14 protein-coding genes are annotated in these 24,040 nt (G+C 73.7%); 4 read left to right on the forward strand and 10 right to left on the reverse strand.

The window, feature by feature from the left end; all coding sequences use genetic code 11:
* The first annotated feature begins 96 nt into the window (after window positions 1-96).
* Window positions 97-339 carry a mycoredoxin gene (locus ACZ42A_RS33160; protein WP_103781408.1) on the forward strand — a complete coding sequence of 81 codons (243 nt, stop codon included), beginning with the start codon at window positions 97-99 and terminating at the stop codon, window positions 337-339.
* 72 nt (window positions 340-411) lie between these two features.
* Here ACZ42A_RS33160 and nudC read toward each other — a convergent pair whose 3' ends face one another.
* From nudC to ACZ42A_RS33185, 5 genes are all read right to left on the reverse strand, one after another.
* Window positions 412-1,356 carry an NAD(+) diphosphatase gene (gene nudC / locus ACZ42A_RS33165; RefSeq protein WP_468531002.1) on the reverse strand — a complete coding sequence of 315 codons (945 nt, stop codon included), beginning with the start codon at window positions 1,354-1,356 and terminating at the stop codon, window positions 412-414.
* Between the two features lie 157 nt (window positions 1,357-1,513).
* Window positions 1,514-2,917 carry a dipeptidase gene (locus ACZ42A_RS33170; protein WP_468531003.1) on the reverse strand — a complete coding sequence of 468 codons (1,404 nt, stop codon included), beginning with the start codon at window positions 2,915-2,917 and terminating at the stop codon, window positions 1,514-1,516.
* Between the two features lie 10 nt (window positions 2,918-2,927).
* Entirely contained in the window at window positions 2,928-6,476 is a 3,549-nt protein-coding gene (locus ACZ42A_RS33175) for an ATP-dependent helicase (protein ID WP_468531004.1), read from the reverse strand.
* A 128-nt stretch (window positions 6,477-6,604) separates the two neighbouring features.
* Complete coding sequence (locus tag ACZ42A_RS33180) at window positions 6,605-10,162, reverse strand: ATP-dependent helicase (RefSeq protein ID WP_468531005.1); 3,558 nt, start codon at window positions 10,160-10,162, stop codon at window positions 6,605-6,607.
* Window positions 10,163-10,419: 257 nt separating this feature from the next.
* Window positions 10,420-10,806 carry an MGMT family protein gene (locus ACZ42A_RS33185; protein WP_468531006.1) on the reverse strand — a complete coding sequence of 129 codons (387 nt, stop codon included), beginning with the start codon at window positions 10,804-10,806 and terminating at the stop codon, window positions 10,420-10,422.
* Between the two features lie 186 nt (window positions 10,807-10,992).
* Here ACZ42A_RS33185 and ACZ42A_RS33190 point away from each other — a divergent pair, with 186 nt between their 5' ends.
* From ACZ42A_RS33190 to ACZ42A_RS33200, 3 genes are all read left to right on the forward strand, one after another.
* Complete coding sequence (locus ACZ42A_RS33190; RefSeq protein ID WP_468531007.1) at window positions 10,993-13,815, forward strand: lysylphosphatidylglycerol synthase transmembrane domain-containing protein; 2,823 nt, start codon at window positions 10,993-10,995, stop codon at window positions 13,813-13,815.
* A 208-nt stretch (window positions 13,816-14,023) separates the two neighbouring features.
* Window positions 14,024-15,571: an alpha/beta fold hydrolase gene (locus ACZ42A_RS33195; RefSeq protein ID WP_468531008.1), complete on the forward strand. Its 1,548-nt coding sequence runs from the start codon at window positions 14,024-14,026 to the stop codon at window positions 15,569-15,571.
* A 136-nt stretch (window positions 15,572-15,707) separates the two neighbouring features.
* Window positions 15,708-17,210, forward strand: coding sequence for an alpha/beta hydrolase (locus ACZ42A_RS33200; RefSeq protein ID WP_468531009.1), 1,503 nt, complete (start codon window positions 15,708-15,710; stop codon window positions 17,208-17,210).
* 80 nt (window positions 17,211-17,290) lie between these two features.
* Here ACZ42A_RS33200 and moeZ read toward each other — a convergent pair whose 3' ends face one another.
* The 5 genes from moeZ to ACZ42A_RS33225 form a co-directional block, all read right to left on the reverse strand.
* The gene (gene moeZ, locus ACZ42A_RS33205) at window positions 17,291-18,469 is read right to left on the reverse strand and encodes an adenylyltransferase/sulfurtransferase MoeZ (RefSeq protein ID WP_468531010.1); all 1,179 of its coding nucleotides are present in this window, start codon (window positions 18,467-18,469) and stop codon (window positions 17,291-17,293) included.
* A 63-nt stretch (window positions 18,470-18,532) separates the two neighbouring features.
* On the reverse strand, window positions 18,533-19,282 hold the full coding sequence (locus tag ACZ42A_RS33210) for a spherulation-specific family 4 protein (protein ID WP_468531011.1): 750 nt from the start codon (window positions 19,280-19,282) through the stop codon (window positions 18,533-18,535).
* Window positions 19,270-20,289, reverse strand: a complete 1,020-nt coding sequence (locus tag ACZ42A_RS33215) for an NAD-dependent epimerase/dehydratase family protein (RefSeq protein ID WP_468531012.1) — start codon at window positions 20,287-20,289, stop codon at window positions 19,270-19,272. The genes ACZ42A_RS33210 and ACZ42A_RS33215 overlap by 13 nt, the downstream gene beginning before the upstream one ends.
* Window positions 20,290-20,586: 297 nt before the next feature.
* A complete protein-coding gene (locus ACZ42A_RS33220) occupies window positions 20,587-21,822 on the reverse strand; it encodes a hypothetical protein (RefSeq protein ID WP_468531013.1) in 1,236 nt (411 codons plus the stop codon).
* 290 nt (window positions 21,823-22,112) lie between these two features.
* On the reverse strand, window positions 22,113-23,867 hold the full coding sequence (locus ACZ42A_RS33225; RefSeq protein WP_468531014.1) for a DUF3492 domain-containing protein: 1,755 nt from the start codon (window positions 23,865-23,867) through the stop codon (window positions 22,113-22,115).
* Window positions 23,868-24,040 lie beyond the last annotated feature (173 nt).

Here is a 24,040-nt window from a genome sequence, read left to right on the forward strand (position 1 = left end):
ACTCCGGCGAGAGCTGCGTACGGGAATGGTGGCCCTTTCAAGTACGTTCCCCCTCTGCGACCACCCGTCCCCGACCCGCCGAAGGAGCGCGAAGACATGCTGGGCACTGTGACGATGTACAGCACCACGTGGTGTGGCTACTGCCGCCGGCTGAAGAGCCAGCTGGACCGCGAGGGCATCGCGTACACCGAGATCAACATCGAGCAGGACCCGGAGTCCGCCGCGTTCGTGGAGAAGGCGAACGGCGGGAACCAGACCGTTCCGACCGTGCTGTTCCCGGACGGGAGCACGCTGACGAACCCGTCGCTGGCGCAGGTCAAGCAGAAGATCGGCGTCTGACGTCGGCCTGCCGTGACGTCGCGAAGGCGGCCCCCGGAATCTCCTGGGGGCCGCCTTCGCGCGTTTCCCGGCTCAGATGACGCTGCGCGTCGGCAGCGGCTTGCCGTACCACAGCTCGATCAGGCGGGCCGCGATCGAGATGCCGTAGGGCGGCATGACCTCGCCGGACTCGAAGGCGGCGCCCAGCTCGTCGCGGGAGAACCAGCGGGCCTCGTGGATCTCGTCGCCGTCGACGTCGATGTCGGTCGATGTGGCGCGCGCCATGAAGCCGAGCATGAGGCTGGACGGGAAGGGCCAGGGCTGGCTGGCGATGTACTCGACCTGGCCGACGGCGACGCCCGCCTCCTCGAAGACCTCCCGGCGCACCGCCTGCTCGATGGACTCGCCGGGCTCGACGAAGCCGGCGAGCGTGGAGAAGCGGCCCTCGGGCCAGTGGACCTGGCGGCCGAGGAGGATGCGGTCGTCCTCGTCGGTGACGGCCATGATCACCGCCGGGTCGGTGCGCGGGTAGTGCTCGGCGCCGCAGGCGGGGCAGCGGCGGATGTGGCCGGCCGCGGCGATCACGGTGCGCTCGCCGCAGCGGGAACAGAAGCGGTGGGTGCGCTGCCAGTTCTCCAGGCCGACGGCGTGCACCATCAGTCCGGCGTCGCGCGGGGACAGCAGCAGGCCGGCCTCGCGCAGGCCCGCCGGCCGGGCGGACTGGTCGATCCGGCCGGGCAGGGCGTCCTTCTGGAGGGCGAAGTAGCTGACGCCGTCCTCGTCGATGCCCAGGAAGTAGCGGTGGGCCTCGGTGAGCGGGGCCTCGAAGGACGGGGTCATGACGAGTTCGGTGCGGCCGTCCGCCGTCTCGTCGATGAGGACCTGACCGCCGGAGACCACGAAGCAGCGGGTCGTGGGGTGGCTCCACGCCGCCGCGAGCCAGGCCTCGTCGAGCCGGTGGTGGGCGGCCCGGTCGATGCCGCTCGGGGCGGTGAGCGAGATGGGTCGGTCGGCGGTGTGGTCGGTCCAGGTGGTCACGGGTGCTTCCAACTCCCCCGGTGCAGCGGTTCGGTTCGGCGGGCGGTTCAGCGGGTCGTACGGGCGGAAGGCGACCGGGTCCGGCAGGGCTCGGCGGTGCGGGGCGGTCCCTACAGTGTGCCCCGCGCGGACCGGGGCTCCGGACGGCTGGGCAGGGTCAGGGGGCATGACGCCAGTTCGCCGCGAGATCGCCCCACAGATAGGCGCCGGTCTCGGCGCCCTTGAGGAGCAGATCGAGCTCCACCTTCTCGTTCGGCGCGTGCCAGCCGTCGGACGGGACGGAGATGCCCAGGAAGAGGACGGGTGCGCCGAGGACGTCCTGGAGGTCGGCGGCCGGTCCGGAACCGCCCTCACGGGTGAAGCGCACCTCCGTGCCGAAGGCGCGGCCCATGGCGCGGGCGACCGATTGCAGGGCCGGGTGGTCCAGCGGGGTCAGACACGGGCGGGTGCCCGCGGAGAAGGCGATCTCGTGCCGGATGCCGGCGGGCACCTGCTCGGCGGCCCACGCGCGGACGACCTGCTCGATGTGGTCCAGGTCCTGGCCCGCGACCAGGCGGAAGGACAGCTTCACCATGGCCGTGGACGGGATGATCGTCTTGCTGCCGGCGCCCTGGTAGCCGCCGCCGATGCCGTTGACCTCGGCGGTGGGACGGGCCCAGACGCGTTCCAGCGTGGTGTAGCCGGCCTCGCCCTGGGCGGCGTACGACTTCGCGGTGCGCAGCCACTGCCGCTCGTCGAAGGGCAGCTCGGCGAAGAGCTCGCGCTCGCGGTCGGTCAGCTCGACGACACCGTCGTAGAAGCCGGGGATCACCACGCGTCCCTGCTCGTCGTGCAGGGCGGCGACCAGGCGGGCGACGGCGGTGGCGGGGTTGGGCACGGCGCCGCCGAAGGACCCGGAGTGGATGTCCTGGTCGGGGCCGTGGAGCCGGATCTCGCACTCGGCGAGGCCGCGCATGCCGGTGCACACCGTGGGGGTGTCTTCGGACCACATGCCGGTGTCGGAGACGATCACGGCGTCGGCGGCGAGCCGGGCCGCGTGCTCCTCGACGAGGGCGCGGAAGTGCGGGGAGCCGGACTCCTCCTCGCCCTCGATCAGCAGCTTCAGGTGGACGGCCGGGACGGTGCGGCCGGTGGCGGCGAGGTGGGCGCGCACGCCGAGGGTGTGGAAGAACACCTGGCCCTTGTCGTCGGCGGCCCCGCGCGCGTAGAGCCGGTTCTCCCGGACGACGGGCTCGAAGGGCTCGCTGTCCCAGCCGTCCTCGCGGGCGGCGGGCTGCACGTCGTGGTGGCCGTAGACCAGGACGGTCGGCGCCGCGGGATCGTCGGAGGGCCACTCGGCGTAGACGGCGGGGGCGCCCGGCGTCTCCCAGACCTCGGCGGTCGGGAAGCCGGTCTCCTTGAGCTTGCCGGCGAGCCAGTCGGCGCTGCGTCGCACATCGGACGCGTGGTGCGGCTGAGCGGACACCGACGGTATGCGCAGCCACTCCGCGAGCTCGTCCAGGAAGGCGGTGCGGTGCTGGTCGATGTACGTGCGGACGGCGCTGTCCGGGGTCTGGCTCATGGTCACGAGCCTATAGGCCCGCGCCGACAGCCCGATCGTGCGGTTCGTCACCGGACGGCTCCTCGCGCAGCAGCCGCTCCAGGGCCTCCCGGCCCGGGAGATCGTCGGGGCGTACGACCGCGCCACTGCGTATGTACACGAACGCGGCCGTGACCGACTCGAGGGGAACCCTCTGCTGCTCGGCCCAGGCGAGCCGGTACAGGGCGAGCTGGAGGGCGTCGGCGGTGTGGTCGCGGCCGGTCTTCCAGTCGACGATCTCGTACGTCGCGTCCTCGCCGTCGCCGTCGCGGTAGACGGCGTCGATACGGCCCCGTACGACGCGTCCGGCGATCGTGATCTGGAAGGGGGCCTCCACGCGGTGCGGTGTGCGGTGGGCGTACTCGGTGCGTTCGAAGGCGTCCTTCAGGGCTTCGAGGTCGCGTTCGTCGGCGATCTCGGCCTCGGTGCCGGGCAGCTCCTCCGGCTCCAGCATGGGCAGCGTCAGCTCTTCGAAGCGGGCCTCGACCCAGGCGTGGAAGCGGGTGCCGCGGCGGGCGGCGGGCTGCGGCGGGCGGGGCATGGGGCGGGCCAGCTCCCGCGCGAAGCCGTCCGGGTCGTCGGCCAGCCACAGCAGCTGGGTCGCCGTCAGGGACGCGGGGAGGGGGACCTCCGTGACGCTCTCCCGGGCGCGCAGCAGCTCCCCGGTGAGGGCGTCGAGGTCGCGGTCCCAGGAGGCGATCATCCGGGACTCCTCGGGGGTGAGGCGGGGCTCTTCCGAGGGCTGCTCCGGGATACCGGGGTCCGGGGCCGTCGCCTGGTGCGGGACGGTCGGGCGGCCGGTGGTCCAGGAGTCCCAGTCGTCCGGGTCCTCGTCGGTGGGGGCGTGTTCGTCGTCGGGGACGTACTCGTCGGCGTACGGCTCGTCCTCGTCGGCGTACGGCTCGTCTCCGTACGGGATCTCGTCCTCGTACGGCGGCTCGTCGTACGGAACGTCGTCCTCCTCCGGAGGCGCGGGCCACTCCGGGTCGTCGTGGGCGTCGGCGTCGTGCGTGGCCGTCGGGCGGCCGTGGTCGGCGGTGGCGAGGGCGTCGAGGTGGGCGAGGACCGTCTCGGCGGCCGCGCGGCGGCGGGCCAGGGCCGTGTCGTCCAGGGGCAGCGGCCAGGCCCGGTCGGCGGTGGCCTGGCGCAGGGCCGGGTTCTCCTCGTCCTCGGCGGGTTCGTCCGCCCAGACCTCGATCTCGCCGTACCCGGCGGCGCAGTGGTCGTGGAGGGCCATGAGGAAGTCGGAGGGGCCGCGCGGCTTCTTCTGGGTGGGACCCCACCAGTGGCCGGAGCCTAGCAGCAGGGAGCGGGGGCGGGTGAAGGTGACGTAGCCGAGGCGCAGCTCCTCGGTGCGCTGGTGCTCCTTCATGGCCTCGTGGAAGGCCTTCATGCCGCGCGAGTCCCAGGCCTCCACGTCGGGCAGGGTGTCGGCGTCTCCGCGCAGCTCGTGCGGCAGCACCTTGGCCTGGGCGGTCCACTTCTCGCGGCCCTGGGCGCTCGGGAAGGTGCCGGTGACCAGGCCGGGGACGGCGACGACGTCCCACTCCAGGCCCTTGGACTTGTGCGCGGTGAGCACCTTGACGGTGTTCTCGCCGCCGGGCAGGGCGTTGTCGAGGCCCTTCTCGTACTGGGCGGCGGTGCGCAGGAAGCCGAGGAAGGCCAGCAGGGACGCCTCGCTCTCGTTGGCGGCGAAGGACGCGGCGATGTCCAGGAAGTTCGACAGGGTCTCGCGGCGGCGGGCGGCGAGGGCGTGCGGGGACGCCGACAGCTCCACCTCCAGGCCGGTGACCGCGAGGACGCGGTGCAGCACGTCCATGAGCGGGTCGGCGAGCGAGCGCCGCAGGTCGCGCAGTTCGGCGGCGAGGCGGGCGAAGCGCACGCGCGCGTCCGGCGAGAAGGGCAGCCCGTCGTCGTCCTCCCCGCCTTCCAGCGGGGTCTCCAGGAAGGTGTCGAGGGCGTCCGCGAGCGAGATCACCTCGGCCGGGTCGACGCCTTCCACGGCCTCGGCGAGCCGCCGGTCGGGGTCGTCCTGGGCGTCCACGCGCGCGTGGGCCACGAGCAGCCGGGCGCGCCGCCCGAGCAGGGCGAGGTCGCGCGGGCCGATGCGCCAGCGGGGGCCGGTCAGCAGCCGGACCAGGGCGGCGTTGGCGCCCGGGTCCTGGAGGACCTCGCAGACGGCGACCAGGTCGGCGACCTCGGGCAGGTGCAGCAGCCCGGAGAGGCCGACCACCTCGACGGGGACGTCCCGCGCGACGAGTGCGCCCTGGATCTCGGCGAAGTCGGTCGCCGTTCGGCACAGGACGGCGATCTCGCCCGGTGCCTTGCCGGTGTTCACCAGGTGGGCGATGGAGTCGGTGATCCAGTCGATCTCCTCCGCGTGGGTGCGCAGCAGGGCGCAGCGGACCACGCCGTCGCGCTCCGCGCCGGGGGCCGGGCGCAGGGCCTCCACGCCCGCGTGCATGGCGCGCAGCGGCTCGGCGAGACCGTTGGCGAGGTCGAGGAGACGGCCGCCGCTGCGGCGGTTCTCGCTGAGCGCCTGGCGGGTGGCGGGGCGGCCGTCGGCGTGCGCGAAGTGCTCGGGGAAGTCGTCGAGGTTGGCGACGGAGGCGCCGCGCCAGCCGTAGATCGCCTGGCAGGGGTCGCCGACGGCGGTGACCGGGTGGCCGGTGCCGCCGCCGAAGAGGCCGGCGAGGAGGACGCGCTGGGCGACCGAGGTGTCCTGGTACTCGTCGAGGAGCACCACGCGGAACTCGTCGCGCAGGAGGCGGCCCACCTCGGGCAGCTGGGCGAGGCGGGCGGCGAGGGCGATCTGGTCGCCGAAGTCGAGCAGGTCCCGCTCGCGCTTGGCGGCCCGGTAACGCAGCACCAGCTGGGCGAGTTCGCGGCGCGCGGCGGCGGTCTCGGGGACCTTGCGCAGATCGGCGTTGGTGAGCTTGGCGCCCTCGAGAGTGCGCAGCAGCTCGGCGTCCCACGCGCGCAGGTCCTCGGGGCGTACGAGATGTTCGGCCAGCTCCGAGTCGAGGGTGAGCAGGTCGCTGACCAGGTCCGCGAAGGAGCGGGTCAGCGCGGGATACGGGCCCGGGGCTTCGCGCAGCACCCGCGCGGCCAGCTGGTAGCGGGTGGCGTCGGCGAGCAGGCGGGACGTCGGTTCGAGGCCGATGCGCAGACCGTGGTCGGTCAGCAGACGGCCCGCGAAGGCGTGGTACGTGGAGATCACCGGCTCGCCGGGCGGGTTGTCCGGGTCGATGGTGTCGGGGTCGGTGACGCCCGCCTTGATCAGCGCCTTGCGGACGCGTTCGGCGAGTTCGCCGGCGGCCTTGTTGGTGAAGGTGAGGCCGAGGACCTGTTCGGGTGCGACCTGGCCGGTGCCGACCAGCCACACCACGCGCGCCGCCATCACCGTGGTCTTGCCGGAGCCGGCTCCGGCCACGATCACCTGCGGGGCGGGCGGCGCGGTGATGCAGGCCGTCTGCTCCGGGGTGAACGGGATGCCGAGGAGCTCCTTGAGCTGCTCGGGGTCGGTGATTCGTGCGGGCACCTCAGAGAGGCTAGCGGCGGCCACTGACAGCGGATGCCGCGATCGTCGCCGGAGGTGGAGAAGCGCAGGTCAGCCCAGGTGGTGCGGCTCGTCACACCCAACGTCACTCAATCTCGTCACACCGCACCTCACTCGATGACGTGGCGGCCCTCCGGCCGGGCGCTGCACGACGCCCGGAACGCGCAGTGCGTGCAGTGCTGGCCGGTGGTCGGGGCGAAGCGCTCGTCGAGCACCTTGCCGGCGGCCGTGGCCAGCAGCTCGCCGACCCACTCCCCCGCCGCTCCCTCCAGGGCTTCCTGCGCCTGCACCTTGGGCAGGCTCTCCCCGCCGTCCCGCTTGGCGGCGCCCTGCCGCAGCTGGACCAGCTCGGCGCCGCCCGGCTCGGGGCGCACCCCGTCGAAGACGTCGTCGACGGCGCCCTCGCGGACGGCGAGCTGGTAGACGGCGAGCTGGGGATGGCGGGCCACCTCGGCGGCGCTGGGCGCCTGCTTGCCGGTCTTGAAGTCGACGACGTAGGCGCGGCCCTCGCCGTCCGCCTCGACGCGGTCCATCTGGCCGCGGATGCGCACCTCGTAGTCGCCCGCCTCCAGGGTGACGTCGAAGTCGTGCTCGCTGGCCACCGGGGAGCGGCCGGTGCGGTCCATGACGTGCCACTTCAGGAAGCGTTCGAGCGCCACGCGCGCGTGCTCCTTCTCCTGCGCCGACTTCCATGGCGCGTCGAAGGCGAGCGCGTCCCACACGGAGTCCAGGCGTTCCATGAGGACGTCGAGGTCGGCCGGGGTGCGCCCGGAGGCGACCTCGTCGGCGAGGACGTGCACCACGTTGCCGAAGCCCTGGGCGGCGGTGGCGGGCGCGTCGGCCTTCACCTCGCGGCTGAGGAACCACTGGAGGGCGCAGGTGTTGGCGAGCTGGTCGAGGGCGCTGCCGGACAGCACGACGGGCTGGTCGCGGTGGCGCAGCGGCACCTTGCTCTCGGTCGGCTCGAACATGCCCCACCAGCGGTAGGGGTGGGCGGAGGGCACCAGGGGCCGGCCGTCCTCGTCGGCGAGCGCGGCGAGCCGGGCCAGCCGGCGGGCGGCGGCCTCGCGCAGCGCGTCCGACACACGCGGGTCGACGGTCGTGGCGCGCAGTTCGGCGACGAGCGCGGCGACGGACAGGGGGCGGCGCGGACGGCCCGTGACGTCCTTCGGTTCGACGCCCAGTTCGGTCAGGAAGCGGGAGGGCTGGTCGCCGTCGTCCGCCGGGGCCTTCACCGCGGTGACGACGAGCCGTTCCCGCGCGCGTGTGGCGGCGACGTAGAACAGGCGGCGTTCCTCGGCGAGCAGCGCGCCCGGGGTGAGCGGTTCGGCCAGTCCGTCACGGCCGATGCGGTCGGCTTCCAGGAGGGAGCCGCGGCGGCGCAGGTCGGGCCACAGGCCCTCTTGGACGCCCGCGACGACGACGAGCCGCCACTCCAGGCCCTTGGCGCGGTGCGCGGTCATCAGGCGGACCGCGTCGGGGCGCAGGGCACGCCGGGTGAGGGTGTCGGCGGCGATGTCCTCGGCCTCGATCTGCTCCAGGAAGTTCAGGGCGCCCTGCCCGCCGGTGCGCTCCTCGGCGCGAGCCGCGGTGGCGAACAGCGCGCACACGGCGTCCAGGTCGCGGTCGGCGTTGCGGCCGGCGGCGCCGCCGCGCCGGGCGGCCCGCTCCAGCCGTGCGGGCCAGGGCGTGCCCTCCCAGAGGTCCCACAGCGCCTCCTCGGGCGTACCGCCGTGCGCCAGGCGCTCGCGCGCCGTGCGCAGCAGTGCGCCGAGGCGCTGGGCTCCGCGCGCGTACGCCGGGTCGTGGGCGACCAGGCGCTCGGGTTCGGCGAGCGCCCGCGCGAGCAGCTCGTCCGACGGCGGCGGTACGGGATTGCCCGCGGCGCGCTCCTCCTCGCGCAGGGCGCGTCCCAGGCGGCGCAGATCGGCCGCGTCCATGCCGGCGAGTGGGGAGGCGAGGAGGGTGAGGGCGGTCTCGGTGTCGAGCCAGCAGGGCTCCGGGGCCTGCTGGTCGGCCGCGTGCAGGGCAGTGGCTGCCTGGTCGGCCGCCTCGGGGACAGTGGCTGCCTGGTCGGCCGCCTGGGGGGCAGTGGCTGCCTGGTCGGCCGCCTGGGGGGCAGTGGCTGCCTGGTCGGCCGCCTGGGGGGCAGTGGCTGCCTGCTCGCCGGCCTGGGCAGCAGCTGCCGGCTGGTCGTCCGCCTGGCCGACAGCGGCCGCCTGATCGGCAGCGGCCGCCTGATCGCCCGCCTGGCCGGCAGCTGCCGCGGAGCGGGCCTCCGCCGTGGCCACCGCCCGCAGCGCGGTCAGCAGCGGCGCCACCGCCGGCTCGTGCCGCAGGGGCAGGTCGTCGCCGTCGATGTCGAGCGGGACGCCCGCGGCGCTGAGGGCACGGCGGACCGCCGGGATGGTGCGGGAGCCGGCGCGTACCAGGACGGCCATGTCCCGCCACGGGACGCCGTCCTCCAGGTGGGCCCGGCGCAGGATGTCGGCGATGTTGTCCAGCTCGGTGCCGGGCGTCGGGTAGGTGTACACCTCCACGCGCCCGCCCTCGCGCACCGGGGTGAGTTCGCGGTGGGCGCGCACCTTCTCGGCCGGGAGCCGGGTCAGCGGCATGCGCTGGGTCAGCAGCCGGGTGGCGGCCAGCAGGGCGGCCCCGGAGCGGCGGGAGGTGCGCAGGACCTCGACGGGCGCGGGACGGCCGTCCGCGCGCGGGAAGGCGCGCGGAAAGTCGAGGATGCCGTTCACGTCGGCGCCGCGGAAGGCGTAGATCGACTGGTCGGGGTCGCCGAAGGCGACGAGGGTGCGACCGCCGCCGGCGAGGGCGTGCAGCAGCCGTACCTGCGCGGGGTCGGTGTCCTGGTACTCGTCCACGTACACCGCGTCGTACTGTCCGGCGAGCCGCTCGGCGACCTCGGGGCGGCGGGCGAGCAGCACCGCGCGGTGGACGAGTTCGGCGTAGTCGATGACCCCTTGCAGGTCGAGGACGTCGAGGTACTCGGCGAGGAAGGCGGCCGCGGCACGCCAGTCGGGGCGGCCGATGCGCCGGGCGAAGGCGTCCAGGGCCTCCGGGCCGAGGCCCAGCTCGCGGGTGCGGGCGAGGACCGCGCGGACCTCGTCGGCGAAGCCGCGGGTGGTCAGGCAGGCGCGCAGCTCGTCAGGCCAGCGCACATGGGCGAGACCGAGCCGTTCCAGCTCCGGCTGGCCGGCGAGCAGCTCGCGGACGGTGACGTCCTGCTCGGGACCGGACAGCAGGCGCAGCGGCTCGGCGAAGAGATCGCTGTCCTGGTGGGCGCGGACCAGGGCGTAGCCGAACGAGTGGAAGGTGGTCGCCCTCGGCGCGCGGGCGGCGCCGATGCGCAGGGCCATGCGGTCGCGCAGTTCGACCGCCGCCTTGCGGCTGAAGGTCAGCACGAGGATGCGTTCGGGGTCCGCGCCGCGGGCGATCCGCGCGGCCACGGACTCCACCAGCGTGGTGGTCTTGCCGGTGCCCGGACCGGCGAGGACGAGCAGCGGGCCGGTCCGGTGGTCAACCACGGCGCGCTGGGCGGCGTCCAGGAGAGGGGGATCCGGTCGGGCCGGGAGGGTTCGGACGAGCCGGTAAGCGCCACGGTTCCCCTGTCGCACCGTGGGGTGCGACAGGCGCCTGGTGGAGGAAGAGGAGCTCACGTGGTTCGCCGGTCCTGGTGGGTGTGCGGGAGGGCCGATCGCCGTGCGGGGACGGCGGTGGCCGCGGGGTGAGGGGGACAGGTGGAGCCGACGCTACGCCGACGGAGGGGGTGGAAGCAGAGCTTCCGGTTGTTCCCTCAGGGCTCGCCGGACCCATGCGTCCCCTGCCCCTCGAACGTACGTCATGTCACGGACGTGCCCTGTTTCCCCCGTACGGATCACGCGTCCCCCACCGCCGTCGCCGATGGCGGAAGCTGTCAGATGTGACCCTTCGCGCGCTCACCGCCGTCCCACCGCGCCCGCCGCATGTCGACCCGCGGCAGGTGGCCCTCGGCGGCCCGGCTCGCCTCCTTCAGGGGCGTGCCCTCCGCGCGGTACTGGGCCAGCGCTTCTTGTTCGTGGCCGGGGAGCAGGACGCCGTCCGCGCGGACGACCCGCCACCAGGGGACGGCTCCGCCGTAGAGCGCCATCACGCGGCCGACCTGACGCGGGCCGCCCTCCTCCAACCACTCGGCGACGTCGCCGTACGTCATGACACGCCCGGGCGGGATCATTTCCGTGACGTCGAGAACCCGCTCGGCGTACTCCGGCAGGGCGTCGGTGTACTCCGCGCGGGCGTCCTCAGGAAGGTTCTCCTCGCTCATTCGTCCCATCCTGCCGCATGCCGCCGACAATGTGACGCGGTCGCAACCGTGCGTGACCCTCGCCCCGGAGCGGTGCTTCGGGCAGACTGTGCGCCCCCGCATTTGCACCCTGATGCCCCCGTGTGTCGGTGGAGCATGCCACCATCGTGCGGGCGGTGACTGGTGATACGAGATCAAGAAGAGACGATGAATCAGCAGGGTGTGCACCCGGAGGACGCGGACCGCACCTCTGATGCGTCGTCGCGCCCGGACACCGCCGGCGCGCACGGCGAGGACACGCGTGGGCCCGATCCACGCGGGAGCGCCGCCCCGGATCCCGGCCGGCCCGACCGTCCCGGCAGTCCCGACCGCCCCGGCAGTCCCGACCGCTCCGGCAGTCCCGACCGTCCTGTCCGTCCCGACCTCGAGACGCCGACCGACGAAGTCGAGGGCGACGAACCGCTCCTCCCCGCGCGCGTGCACCGCCCGTCGGACCTCATGCGGCTCCTGGTGGGCGTGCTCGCCGTCGTCGTGCTGCTCGCGATCGCCGCGTTCGCGCACGGCACCACCTCGGGCCTCGAACAGGACATCACCAAGGGCACCGGCCAGGCGCCCGACCTGCTGATCAAGATCGCGGGACTGGCGTCCAGCATCGCGATCCTGCTGGTGCCGGTCGCCTTCGCGATCGAACGGCTGATCAAACGGGACGGGCTGCGGATCGCCGACGGCGTCCTCGCGGCCGTCCTCGCCCACGGTGTGACGCTCGCCACCGACCTCTGGGTCGCCAAGGCCGCCCCGGACTCCATCCAGGAGGCCCTGACCCAGCCCTCCCCCGGCGACCTCAGCGCCCTCACCGACCCGGTGCACGGCTATCTCGCCCCTGTCATCGCGTACATGACGGCCGTCGGCATGTCCCGCAGACCGCGCTGGCGCGCGGTGCTGTGGATCGTGCTGCTCCTCGACGCGTTCTCGATGCTGGTCACCGGCTACACCACACCGTTCTCGATCATCCTGACGGTGCTGATCGGCTGGACGGTGGCCTACGGCACGCTGTACGCGGTCGGCTCGCCCAACGTCCGTCCCACGGGCCGGACGCTGATGGCGGGCCTGCGGACCGTCGGGTTCCGCCCGGTGAGCGCCGCCCGCCAGGACACCGCGGACACGGCCGACGCCGGCGACCGCGGCCGGCACTACTTCGTCACCCTGGAGGACGGCCCGCCGCTCGACGTCACGGTCGTCGACCGCGAGCAGCAGGCACAGGGCTTCTTCTACCGGGTGTGGCGCAACATGACCCTGCGCGGCTTCGCCACCCGCCGCAGCCTCCAGTCGCTGCGGCAGGCCCTGGAGCAGGAGGCGCTGCTCGCCTACGCGGCCATCGCGGCCGGTGCGAACGCGCCCAAGCTGATCGCCACCTCCGAGCTGGGTCCGGACGCCGTGATGCTCGTCTACGAGCACACCGGCGGGCGCACCCTGGACTCCCTGACCGACGAGGAGATCACCGACGAGCTGCTGCACAACACCTGGCACCAGGTGCGCGCCCTGCAGTCGCGGCGGATCGCGCACCGCAGGCTGGCGGGCGACGCGATTCTGGTGGATCGTTCCGGCACCGTGGTCCTCACCGACCTGCGCGGCGGCGAGATCGCGGCCGGTGATCTGCTGCTGCGCATGGACGTCGCCCAGCTGATGACCACGCTCGCGCTGCGGGTGGGCGCCGAGCGCGCGGTGGCCTCGGCGGTCGGTGTGCTCGGGCCCGACGCGGTGGCCGACTGTCTGCCGATGCTCCAGCCCATCGCGCTGACGCGCTCCACGCGCGCGACCCTGCGCCGGCTGGCCCGGGAGCGGGCCGAGCGGGAGCGCGAGGCGGTCCTGGAGGCCTCCCGGCAGGCCAAGCTGGCCCGCGCGGAGGCCACCGGGGAAGAGGAGCCCGCGGTCGCCCTGGAGAAGCCCGGCAAGAAGGCCGTACGCGCGCAGGCGCGGGCCGAGAAGCGAGCCGTGGACGAGGCCCTGGAGGAGGCGCGCGAGGAGGATCTGCTCACCCAGATCCGGCACGAGGTGCTGCGGATCAGGCCGCAGGCGCCCGTGGAACCCGCCCGCCTGGAGCGGGTGCGGCCGCGCACGCTGATCAGTTTCATCGCCGGCGCCATCGCCGCCTACTTCCTGCTGACGCAGCTCACGCACATCGAGTTCGGCCCCCTCGTGGCCAATGCCGAGTGGGGCTGGGTGGCGGCGGCGGCGCTGTTCTCGGCGGTGAGCTATGTGGCCGCGGCGATGAGCCTGCTGGGGTTCGTGCCGGAGCGGGTGCCGTTCCTGCGGACCGTGGCGGCGCAGGTCGCGGGGTCCTTCGTGAAGATCATGGCGCCGGCCGCGGTGGGCGGTGTGGCGCTGAACACACGCTTCCTGCAGCGCGCGGGGGTACGGCCGGGGCTCGCGGTGGCGAGCGTCGGCGCCTCGCAGCTGTTCGGGCTCGGCTGCCACATCATGATGCTGCTGGCCTTCGGCTACCTGACGGGCACCGAGAAGACGCCGTCGCTGTCGCCGTCCCGGACGGTCATCGCGGGTCTGCTGACGGTGGCGGTGCTGGTGCTCGTGGTGACCTCGGTGCCGTTCCTGCGGAAATTCGTCGTCACGCGCGTGAGGTCGCTGTTCGCGGGTGTGGTGCCGCGCATGCTGGACGTGCTCCAGCGGCCGCAGAAGCTGCTCACCGGCATCGGCGGCATGCTGCTGCTCACCGCGTGCTTCGTGATGTGCCTGGACTCGTCGATCCGCGCGTTCGGCGACGAGTCGACCTCGATCAGCATCGCCAGCGTCGCGGTCGTGTTCCTCGCGGGCAACGCGCTCGGCTCCGCGGCCCCCACGCCGGGTGGTGTGGGCGCGGTCGACGCCACCCTGACGGTCGGTCTGATCGCCGTCGGCCTGCCGAGCGAGGTCGCCTTCCCCTCCGTTCTGCTGTTCCGGCTGCTGACCCTCTGGCTGCCGGTGCTGCCGGGCTGGCTCGCCTTCAACCACCTCACCCGCAAGGGCGCCCTCTAGGCCCTGTCGTTTGGATCATCCCGGCCTCGCGGGGCCCAGCGCACGCGCGCGCGGGTGGCCCCGCGCCCCCTACGCGCGCGCGTACCGCCCGCACCCGCCGCACGCGTGCCGCCCACGCACGCATACCTCGTATGGCCCGCACGCACACGCGTACCTCGTACGGCCCGTGCCCCGCGCGCCACGCCGGGTGCCGCCGCAGGATGGGCTCATGCCGAACCCCTCCCTGCTGCGCGCCGCCGCCGTGACCGCCTCCGCCCTGCTGCTCACCTCCCTGCTGGCGGGGTGCGGCGACGACGACGCCCAGGACGAGGACCTCACGCGGCAGAAGCTCAGCTGGGCGGACTGCCCGGCCCCGTCCCAGGCGCAGGGCGGCGGGAACACCCCCTCGCCACTGCCGAACGGCGAGGAGTGGCAGTGCGCCACCATGAAGGCGCCCCGCGACTGGGACGACCCCGAGGGCGACACCATCGGGCTGGCGCTGATCCGGGCGAAGGCCAGCGGCGACGAGAGCCGCCGCATCGGCTCGCTGATCTTCAACTTCGGCGGTCCCGGCGGGTCGGGCGTCACCACGCTGCCGGCCTTCGGCAACGACTACGCGCATCTGCGCACCCGGTACGACCTGGTGAGCTTCGACCCGCGCGGGGTGGGCGGCAGTGCGCCCGTACTGTGCCAGAACGACCAGCAGCTCGACGCCTACTTCCAGCAGGACGCGACGCCCGACGACGCGGCCGAGCGCACCGAACTGCTGGAGAACGTCCAGGAGTTCAACGAGGCCTGCGAGAAGAACTCCGCGAAGATGCTGCCGCACGTGCTCACCACCGACGCGGCCCGCGACCTGGACCTGATGCGCCAGGTGCTCGGCGACGAGAAACTGCACTACTTCGGCATCTCCTACGGCACCGAACTCGGCGGCGTCTACGCCCACCTGTTCCCGAAGAACGTGGGCCGCGCCGTCTTCGACGCCGTCGTCGACCCGACCAAGACCCCCGAACAGAACTCGCTCGGCCAGGCCAGGGGCTTCCAGCGGGCGCTCGACAACTTCGCCGAGGACTGTGTGTCGAAGACGGAGGACTGCCCGATCGGGGACAGCGCGCAGGACGTCAAGGACCGGATCGCCAAGCTGCTGAAGGACCTCGACAGCAGGCCCATCGCCGGCATCTTCCCGCGCGAGCTGACCCAGACCGCCGCGACCAGCGGCATCGCGCAGGCCCTGTACTCGCAGGAGTTCTGGGAGTACCTGACCGAGGGCCTGGACCAGGCGTACGACGGGAACGGGCAGGTCCTGATGCTGCTGTCCGACTCGATGAACGGACGCAGGCCGAACGGCGAGTACAGCAACCTGGCCGCGGCGAACGTCTCCATCAACTGCGCCGACGACAAGCCGCGGTACAGCCCCGCGTACGTGGAGCGGAAGCTGCCCGGGTTCCGCGACGTCTCGCCACTGTTCGGGGACTACCTGGCCTGGGGCCTGGTCGGCTGCACCGACTGGCCGGTGCCGGGCGCGGCCGACCATCCCGACGTGAGCGCGCCGGGCGCGGCACCGATACTCGTCATCGGCAACACCGGCGACCCGGCCACGCCGTACGAGGGCGCCCGCAGGATGGTGCAGGCGCTGGGCAAGGGGGTCGGTGTGGAGCTGACGTACAGGGGCCAGGGGCACGGCGCGTACGACAGCAAGAACAAGTGCGTGCAGGACGCCGTGCACGGCTATCTGCTGGACGGCGAAGTGCCGGCGGCGGGCACCGTCTGCTCCTGACTCTCTCGTGAATCACCCTGAACTCGCAGGTCAGAAGGTTATCCACAGGCTTGGGCGGGCTCGGCGGGTTGCGCCTACCATGGCCTGACAGCCATCCGCGGACGAGATGCGGAGGCGTGCGAGGGGGGATGTGTCCATGACTCGTTTCGTACGGTGGGCGGCGCTGGGTGCCGCCGCCGCGTTGCTGGTGTCGGGCTGCGACTCACCCGGCGACGGCCGGTCCGACAGCAGCGCGGAGAACTCCTCGCCGACGTCGCAGAAGCTCGACTGGGGCCGTTGCAAGGCGACGGCGGACGCCCCCGCCCCCGGCAGCGAGTGGCAGTGCGCGACGCTCAAGGTGCCGCTGGACTGGGCGAAGCCCAAGGACGAGACGATCGGCATCGCGCTGATCCGCGCCAAGGCCACCGGCGACGACCGCATCGGATCGCTCCTGTTCAACTTCGGCGGCCCCGGCGGCTCGGGCGTGTCGATGATGCCGTCGTACGCCTCCGCCGTCTCGTCGCTGCGCGAGCGGTACGACCTGGTGAGCTTCGACCCGCGCGGGGTCGCCGCCAGCGAGGGGGTGCGCTGCCGTGACGACGAGGAGATCCAGGCCGCCGAGGCGACGGTGGACGCCACCCCGGACACGCCGGCCGAGGAGAAGGCGTACTTCCAGGACGCCGCGGACTTCGGCCAGGGCTGCCAGGAGGCGGCCGGAAAGCTGCTGGCCCATGTCTCCACCACCGACACCGCCCGCGACATGGACCTGATGCGCCAGGCCCTCGGCGACGAGAAGCTGCACTACTTCGGCATCTCCTACGGCACCGAACTCGGCGGCGTCTACGCCCACCTGTTCCCGAAGAACGTCGGCCGGATGGTGCTGGACGCGGTCGTCGACCCCAGCGCCGACACGGTGGGGCACGCCAAGAACCAGACGCTGGGCTTCCAGCGGGCGCTGGACGACTATCTGGAGTCGACGGGCCAGGACCCCGAGCAGGGCACGCGGAAGATCGCGGACCTGCTGGACCGGATCGACGCCCAGCCGCTCCGCACCTCCTCCCCCGGCCGCGAGCTCACCCAGACCCTCGCCCTGACCGGCATCGTGCTGCCGCTGTACAGCAAGGACGGGTGGCCCAGCCTGACCAGCGCCCTGGAGGCGGCCGAGGAGGGCGACGGCTCGGAGCTGCTGGCGCTCGCCGACGGCTACAACGAGCGCGACGCGGAGGGGAACTACGGCACCACGACCCACTCCCAGCGGGTCATATCGTGCCTGGACGACCGGCAGCGGCCGACGTCCGCGGAGACGAAGGCGCTGCTGCCCGAGTTCGAGAAGATCTCGCCGGTGTTCGGGGCCTTCCTGGGCTGGGACACGGCGGGCTGGTGCCACGACTGGCCGGTGCCCGGCCAGGACGACACTCCGGACGTGAGCGCCCCGGGCGCCGCGCCGATCCTGACGGTCGGCAACACCGGCGACCCTGCGACCCCGGTGGAGGGCGCCCGCAGGATGGCCGACGAACTGGGCAAGGACGTCGGCGTGGTCCTCACCTGGAACGGCGAGGGGCATGGTGCCTACGGCAGTGGCAGCGACTGTGTCGACTCGACGGTGGACGCGTACCTGCTGAACGGCACGGTGCCGAAGGACGGCAAGGTCTGCGACTGACCCCGGCGCTCCTTACGCCGGCGGGGGCTCCGCGCACCCATGGCACGCGAAGCCCCCGCCGTCAGGAGAGCAGGGCCGGCTCAGTAGACCGGCTTGTGCGGCTCGATCTGGTTGACCCAGCCGATGACGCCGCCGCCGACGTGGACGGCGTCGGAGAAGCCGGCGGACTTGAGGACCGCGAGGACTTCCGCACTGCGGACACCCGTCTTGCAGTGCAAGACGATCTTCTTGTCCTGCGGGAGGGTCTCCAGGGCGGTGCCCATGAGGAACTCGTTCTTCGGGATCAGGCGGGCGCCGGGGATCGAGACGATCTCGTACTCGTTGATCTCGCGGACGTCGATGATCTCGATGTTCTCGCCGTCGTCGATCCACTCCTTGAGCTGCTTGGGAGTGATCGTCGAGTCGGCGGCCGCCGCCTGGGCCTCCTCGGAGACGACGCCGCAGAAGGCCTCGTAGTCGATGAGCTCGGTGACGGTCGGGTTCTCGCCGCAGACCGCGCAGTTGGGGTCCTTGCGGACCTTGACCTGGCGGTACTGCATCTCCAGGGCGTCGTAGATCATCAGCCGGCCGACCAGCGGCTCGCCGGTGCCGGTGAGGACCTTGATCGCCTCGGTGACCTGGATGGAGCCGATGGACGCGCACAGCACGCCCAGGACGCCGCCCTCGGCACAGGAGGGGACCATGCCGGGAGGCGGGGGCTCCGGGTAGAGGCAGCGGTAGCAGGGGCCGTGCTCGGACCAGAAGACGGAGGCCTGGCCGTCGAAGCGGTAGATCGAGCCCCAGACGTACGGCTTGTTCAGCAGGACGCAGGCGTCGTTGACCAGGTAGCGGGTCGCGAAGTTGTCCGTGCCGTCGACGATCAGGTCGTACTGGCTGAAGATGTCCATCACGTTGTCGGCCTCGAGCCGCTCCTCGTGAAGGATCACGTTCACGTACGGGTTGATGCCCTTGACGCTGTCCCGCGCGGACTCGGCCTTGGAGCGGCCGATGTCGGACTGGCTGTGGATGATCTGGCGCTGCAGGTTCGACTCGTCGACCTCGTCGAACTCCACGATGCCGAGCGTGCCCACGCCCGCGGCGGCCAGGTACATCAGGGCCGGCGAGCCCAGGCCGCCGGCGCCCACACAGAGCACCTTCGCGTTCTTCAGCCGCTTCTGCCCGTCCATCCCCACGTCGGGGATGATCAGGTGGCGGGAGTACCTGCGGACCTCGTCTACGGTGAGCTCAGAGGCTGGCTCGACCAGGGGTGGCAGCGACACGGGGACTCCGTTGGTCGGTCAATCAGTACGGTTGTTCTCTCCGTAACACTGCCACGGCCTTTTTCATTCCGAGACACCTGTTCCGATACGCGAGACGATTTCGTCCCAGTAGCCGGGCATGGTCGCCCAGGGGTCGGTGCGGCCGGCACGGTCCGTACGGTCGGTGAACCAGATGGTGGCGGCGCCCTGCCAGCGGGCGATGCGCAGCGCCTCGTCGAGGTGGCCGCCGGGCACTCCGTGCACGAAATGGCAGAAACGCTCAGGAGGATGGTCGGCGGTCCACTCCGGCGTCTGCGACCAGCGGTAGTCGCTCCAGGGGCCGGAGAAGGTCACCAACTGGTCGGCGCTCTCGGCGTAGCCGGGGTAGGGATGGGTGCCGTGGCCGAGGACGATGTGGGCATCGTCACGCAGCGTGCGGAGCGCGGTGACGGTACGGCGGATCTCGGGGAGCGAGACGCGTTCGGACGGGCAGCGGTCCAGCAGGAATCCGCCGGCCCCGTACCAGTCGAGATAGCGGTGCGCGTCGGAGATCACCTCGCCCAACTCACGGGCCCCATAGGTGAGGTCCAGGTGGCCGAGCAGGCGAACGCCCGCGGTGCGCAGCCGGCCGGCCGCCTCCAGGCAGTGCGGGTCGGGGCGGGCGCCGGGGCCCTGCGCGACGTTGAGGACCGCCCAGTGGACGGGCGCGCCCGGCCGGGTCAGCTCGCCCCACTCGGTGGGGGCGAGCAGGGGGTGGGCGTATCCGGGGACTCCGAGGCCGGTGCGGACGTCGGTGCTCGCCGCAGAGGCTGCCGGGCTGGTCAGATGCGGCATGCCGCCTCCATCCAGATGTCGGCGAGGGACTCTTCGAGATTGATCCGGGGCCGCCAGCCGAGCCGGTCGCGGGCGGTGCGGACGTCGGCCTGCTGCCAGCTGCCGCAGCCGTCCGGGTACGGGTAGGCGACCGGGGCGGCGTGGGTGGGGTGGTGGTCGGCGTCGCCGCGGTGGTGGCCGAGGGCTTCCGCCCGGTGGTGGGCGAGGGCCTCGGGGCGCGGGTGCCCGATGGCCGAGCGGAGCGGGCCGGGCGGGCCGTCGAGTTCGTGCAGGGCGCCGCCGTATCCGGCCACCCGGGCGAGCATCGCGGCGGCGTCGCGCAGCCGTACGGCACGGCCGGAGCCGATGTTGATGACGCCCTGGGCCGCGGAGAGGGAGGCGGCGTGCACCGCGCGGGCCACGTCGCGGACGTCGACGAAGTCGCGCTGGACGCCGAGGCCGCCGAGTTTGAGTTCGCCGTCGCCGGTCTGCATCGCCCGGCGCATGGCCTCGGCGAGGCGACCGAGCGGCGATCCGGCGGGGGTGCCGGGTCCGGCCGGGGAGAAGACCCGCAGGACGACCGCGTCCAGCCCGGAGCCGAGGACGAGTTCGGTGGCGGCGAGCTTGCTGACGCCGTACGGGCCGCCGGGGCGCGGGACGGCGTCCTCGGCGGTGGAGGAGCCGGGCTGGCTGGGGCCGTACTCGGCGGAGCAGCCGATCTGCACCAGGCGGGCACCGCAGCCGCTGCGGCGCAGGGCCTCGCAGACGGTGGCGACGGCGACGGTGTTGTGCCGGGTGAGTTCGCGGGCGCCGCCCCGGGTGGCGCCGGCGCAGTTGATGACGACGCCGGGGTGGACCGCGTCGAGGAAGCGGGTGAGCGCGCCGGGGCTGCCGGACGCGAGGTCGAAACGGACGTCGGCGTCGTCACCGCGGCCGAGGGCGGTGAGCTGGACGGCCGGGTCGGCGAGCAGGCGGTCGGCGACGAAGCGGCCGATGTAGCCGTTGGCTCCGATCAGCAGGACCCTCATCGGGCGCCTCCCGGGGTGTGCGCTGACGCGACGGCTCCGGACGCGGACACGGGCGGGGTGCCGGTCACCCCGGGCACCCGTGGGGCTCCGCTTGCTCCGGAGAGAACGCCGAACGCGCCGGTGGCTCCGGGCGCTCCGGGGTGTCCGGGTCGGGAGGTGGTCATCTGGTGTTCTCCTTCGAGGGGGTGGTGCGGATGCCTCCGGCGGCCTGGCCGGGCGCCTGCGGCGGTCGGATGGTTCGGTTCGGAGTGGCGGCTCGGCCTCGCGGCCGGGGCGGCGCCGGATGCGGTGCGGCGGTCAGCATCGGCCGCCCCTTCGGGCGCCGACCGAGGCGCCGACCGAACCGCCGGCCGAGGCGTCTGTCGAGGTGCCGGTCACAGCACCGCTCACGGCGCCGCTCACCGCGTCAGTCGCGGCATCCGTCGCGTCCTCGGCCGAGGCATCGGTCGCGGCGTCACCCGACGCGTGAGCCGAGGGCTCGGTCAAGGCGTGGGCCGAGGCACGCGTGAGCGTGCGGCCCGCGTGGATCAGCAGCGTCAGCGCACCGGCTCCGCAGACGAGGACCGGGACGGCGCCGGGCCCCCCGGCGTCCAGGAGGGCCTCGACGGGTCTGGCGAGGAAGCCGCACCCCGGCAGGCGGGCGGCGAACACGGCGGCCAGGGTCGTGGCCTCGGCGACCGCCGCGACGCCGAGGACCAGCGCCGGAGCGCGGCGGAAGCCGTGCGTGGCGAGGAGGCGGGCGAGCAGCAGCAGGGCGCCCAGGGTGAGGGTCCGGGCGTGGTCGGCGGGCTCGTCCAGGGCGACGGCGGAGAGGGCGTACAGACCGGCCAGGGCCGCCAGATACAGGGCGAACGTGCCGAGCAGCAGCGGCCGTACGGCGGCGGCGAACTCCTCCAGGCCGCGGCTGGCGGTCAGTTTGCCGCGTGCTCCGGCCGTCAGCAGATGAGCGCTCCAGGCGGCCGGGGCGCAGGACAGGGCGAGCGCCGGCAGGACGGCCGTGTCGACCGGCCAGGACGAGTCCGCGGTGCCGGTCGGCAGGGCGGCGGGGCCGCCGGTGGCGGCGGCGGTCAGCAGGCCGTCGCCCAGGACGGCGTAGGCGAGGAGCCACCAGGTCCAGACGCGCACGCCGGTCGCCGGGGGCGCGGGCGCCGGGCCGGTGCGGTGCGCGCTCAGCGGGCCGCGGGTCAGGGCGGCGCGTACGGCGAGGGCCAGCGCGACCAGGCCCACGGCGGCCACGACGAGGCGCAGCTGGCCCCCGGTGAGCCGCAGACCGGCCAGGGTGGCCGCGCACGCGGCGCCGGGCAGCAGGGTGCGGACGATCCATTCCGCGCGCACCCGGGGGGCCGCGGGCGGTACGGGGCGCGGCGCCTCGGAGTTGCGCGGCACACGCGCGAACATCTCCTCGGCGAGGGAGAAGACGTCCCGGTGGCGGAAGCGCGCGGCGGTCCGGTCGGTGATGCCGTGCGCCTCCAGACCGGCCGCGATCTCCAGCGGGTCGACGGCCCGTTCGCACAACTGCCGGTGACGGTGCATCAGGGCCTTCACGGGGTCCGCGGGCCCCCGGCGGGGAGCCCCAGCGGGCTTGCGGCCGTCGGTGACGCCCCCCAGGCGACCACCGGCACGCGCTTCGGCACGCGCATCGGCAGGGGCATCGGCAGGCACACCGGCCGACTCACCCGCGTCCGCGCCCTCACCCGCGTGAGCGCCCTCAGCCACGCCCGCGCGCCCCCGCGCACCCCCGCCCCCCGCCAGCCACTCCTCCGACCGCGCGTCCCACGCCCCCGGGCTGCCGGGCGTCCCGGGCCGGTCCAGGTCGAGATCGCTCATCGGGCCCCCTCCACACGCGGCACAGCCGCCACGCCGGCCGCCGCCACGGAGGCCCGCACCGGCGCCCTCCGCCCCGCCCACCCGGGCCCGCGGGGCGCCACGCCCCGCACCGCCGGATCGGTCCACCGGCCGGCCACCCGGGCCTCGGCGGGCACGGCGAAGGGCCGCGGCTCGCCGCTGTCGTCGAGGACGACCCGGCGGACCGGACACTGCGCGACGATCTCCAGGTAAATGCCGTGAAATGCCGCGACGTTCTGCTCCACGGTGAAGAGTTCGAGCGCCCGGGCGCGCGCCGCGGCTCCCAGGCGCGCACGGCGCTCAGGGTCGCGCAGCAGCGCCACGCACGCCTCCGCGAGCGCCCGCGGATTGCGCGGCGGCACCACGAGCCCCGTGCCGCCGATGACCTCGACCACCGCGCCGACGTCGGTGGACACGGTCGCGCGGGCGCAGAACATGGCCTCCACGAGGCTGATCGGAAAGCCCTCCACGACGCTGGACAGCACCGTCACGGCACCGGACGCATACGCCTCGGCGGGCGTCGGCGCCTCCGGCCCGCCGATCTCCTCGAAGGAGACCGGGTTGTCGCCGACGGCGTGCGGGCCCTCGGCCTCGTCCGGGAAGAGCTGCGCGGCGAGCGCCTTGCAGTGGGCGAGATAGGCGGCGCCCTCGGGTCCTGCGGGCGCGCCGATGATTCTCAGGCGGGTCTTCGGCTCCTCCTTGCGGACCTCGGCGAAGGCGTGCAGCAGGGAGACCAGGTCCTTGGCCGGTTCCGTCCGGCCGACCCAGACCAGCGTGTCGGGGGCGGCGTTCTCCGGCGCCTCGCCCACCTCCGCGAAGGGAGCGGCGTCCATGCCCGGGTAGACGGTGTGCAGCTTGGCGGGGTCCGCGCCGCAGCGTTCCTGCCAGCGGCGGGCGTGCGCGTTGCCGGGCGTGACGCGTTCGGCGCGCCGGTAGATCTCGGTGGCGAGCCTGCCGTGGAACGCGGCGACGAGGGCACGGACGGCGGGGGCGGAGTCACCGGCGGCCAGGTAGTGCGTCCGCAGCCGCACGCCGTACTCGGTCACCAGCAGCGGTACGCCGTGGAAGTGCCGGGCGAGCAGCCCGGGCAGGGCCGCCGCGCCGCCGGAGGTCGCGTGGCAGAGGTCGACCGCGCCGAGCCCGTCGTCCTCGTACCAGTCGAGCGAGAGGGGGCACAGGGCGCGTTCGAGGTGCGCGGCGACGGCGAGCAGATCCGGTACGCGCGCCTCGCGCGCCGTACGGGGAGCGCCGGGCGCACGACAGGCGCGCTCCAGGGCACGGACGGCGGTCTCGGAACGGAGCGCGCGGACCAGCCCGCCCTCTTCCCGGGCCAGCTCGGCAAGCCCGTACAGAGCGTTGGCGAAACGGTCCGCCTCAAGAGCGGACGTGTCCTGCGGCCCCTCTTCGGCTGCCGCGGACGACAGTCCAGCGGCCGGTGCGGAACCCGCGCACAGCGCGGCGGCCAACTCCCCGTACGCCTCCGTGAAGCGCCGGCGCGCGCGCCGCCCGTATCCGGCACCGTCGTCCTCGGCCGCCCACAGCGGTGCCGTCCGCACCCTGGCGACCTGGGGAGGCAGCGGGATCCAGCCCTCGTTCTCCTGGTGCTCGCTGCGGCTGAGCGCGTAGACGTCGAACTCGTGCTGCCCGAGTCCGCGCACCAGCCGGTCGCACCAGAGCCTGGCATCACCGCTCAGATACGGATAGCCACCCTCCGTAAGCAGTCCGATGCGCACGAGTGCACCCCCGATCTCCCAGTGGGGAGCCGCCGTCGCCCGGCGGCTCGCAGCGGGACGAACGTATGCGGACAAGCCGGTGGGGGGGGGGGGGGGGGGGGGGGGGGGGGGGGGGGGGGGGGGGGGGGGGGGGGGGGGGGGGGGGGGGGGGGGGGGGGGGGGGGGGGGGGGGG

The sequence above is a fragment of the Streptomyces sp. NPDC030838 genome, assembly GCF_055572035.1.

What these genes read in the sequence shown, in the direction of transcription:
- ACZ42A_RS33160 (WP_103781408.1), top strand. Translation starts at nt 97, where the DNA reads ATGCTGGGCACTGTGACGATGTACAGCACCACGTGGTGTGGCTACTGC.
- ACZ42A_RS33170 (WP_468531003.1), bottom strand. Translation starts at nt 2,917, where the DNA reads ATGAGCCAGACCCCGGACAGCGCCGTCCGCACGTACATCGACCAGCAC.
- ACZ42A_RS33185 (WP_468531006.1), bottom strand. Translation starts at nt 10,806, where the DNA reads ATGAGCGAGGAGAACCTTCCTGAGGACGCCCGCGCGGAGTACACCGAC.
- ACZ42A_RS33190 (WP_468531007.1), top strand. Translation starts at nt 10,993, where the DNA reads ATGAATCAGCAGGGTGTGCACCCGGAGGACGCGGACCGCACCTCTGAT.
- ACZ42A_RS33195 (WP_468531008.1), top strand. Translation starts at nt 14,024, where the DNA reads ATGCCGAACCCCTCCCTGCTGCGCGCCGCCGCCGTGACCGCCTCCGCC.
- ACZ42A_RS33200 (WP_468531009.1), top strand. Translation starts at nt 15,708, where the DNA reads ATGACTCGTTTCGTACGGTGGGCGGCGCTGGGTGCCGCCGCCGCGTTG.
- ACZ42A_RS33210 (WP_468531011.1), bottom strand. Translation starts at nt 19,282, where the DNA reads ATGCCGCATCTGACCAGCCCGGCAGCCTCTGCGGCGAGCACCGACGTC.
- ACZ42A_RS33215 (WP_468531012.1), bottom strand. Translation starts at nt 20,289, where the DNA reads ATGAGGGTCCTGCTGATCGGAGCCAACGGCTACATCGGCCGCTTCGTC.
- ACZ42A_RS33220 (WP_468531013.1), bottom strand. Translation starts at nt 21,822, where the DNA reads ATGCACCGTCACCGGCAGTTGTGCGAACGGGCCGTCGACCCGCTGGAG.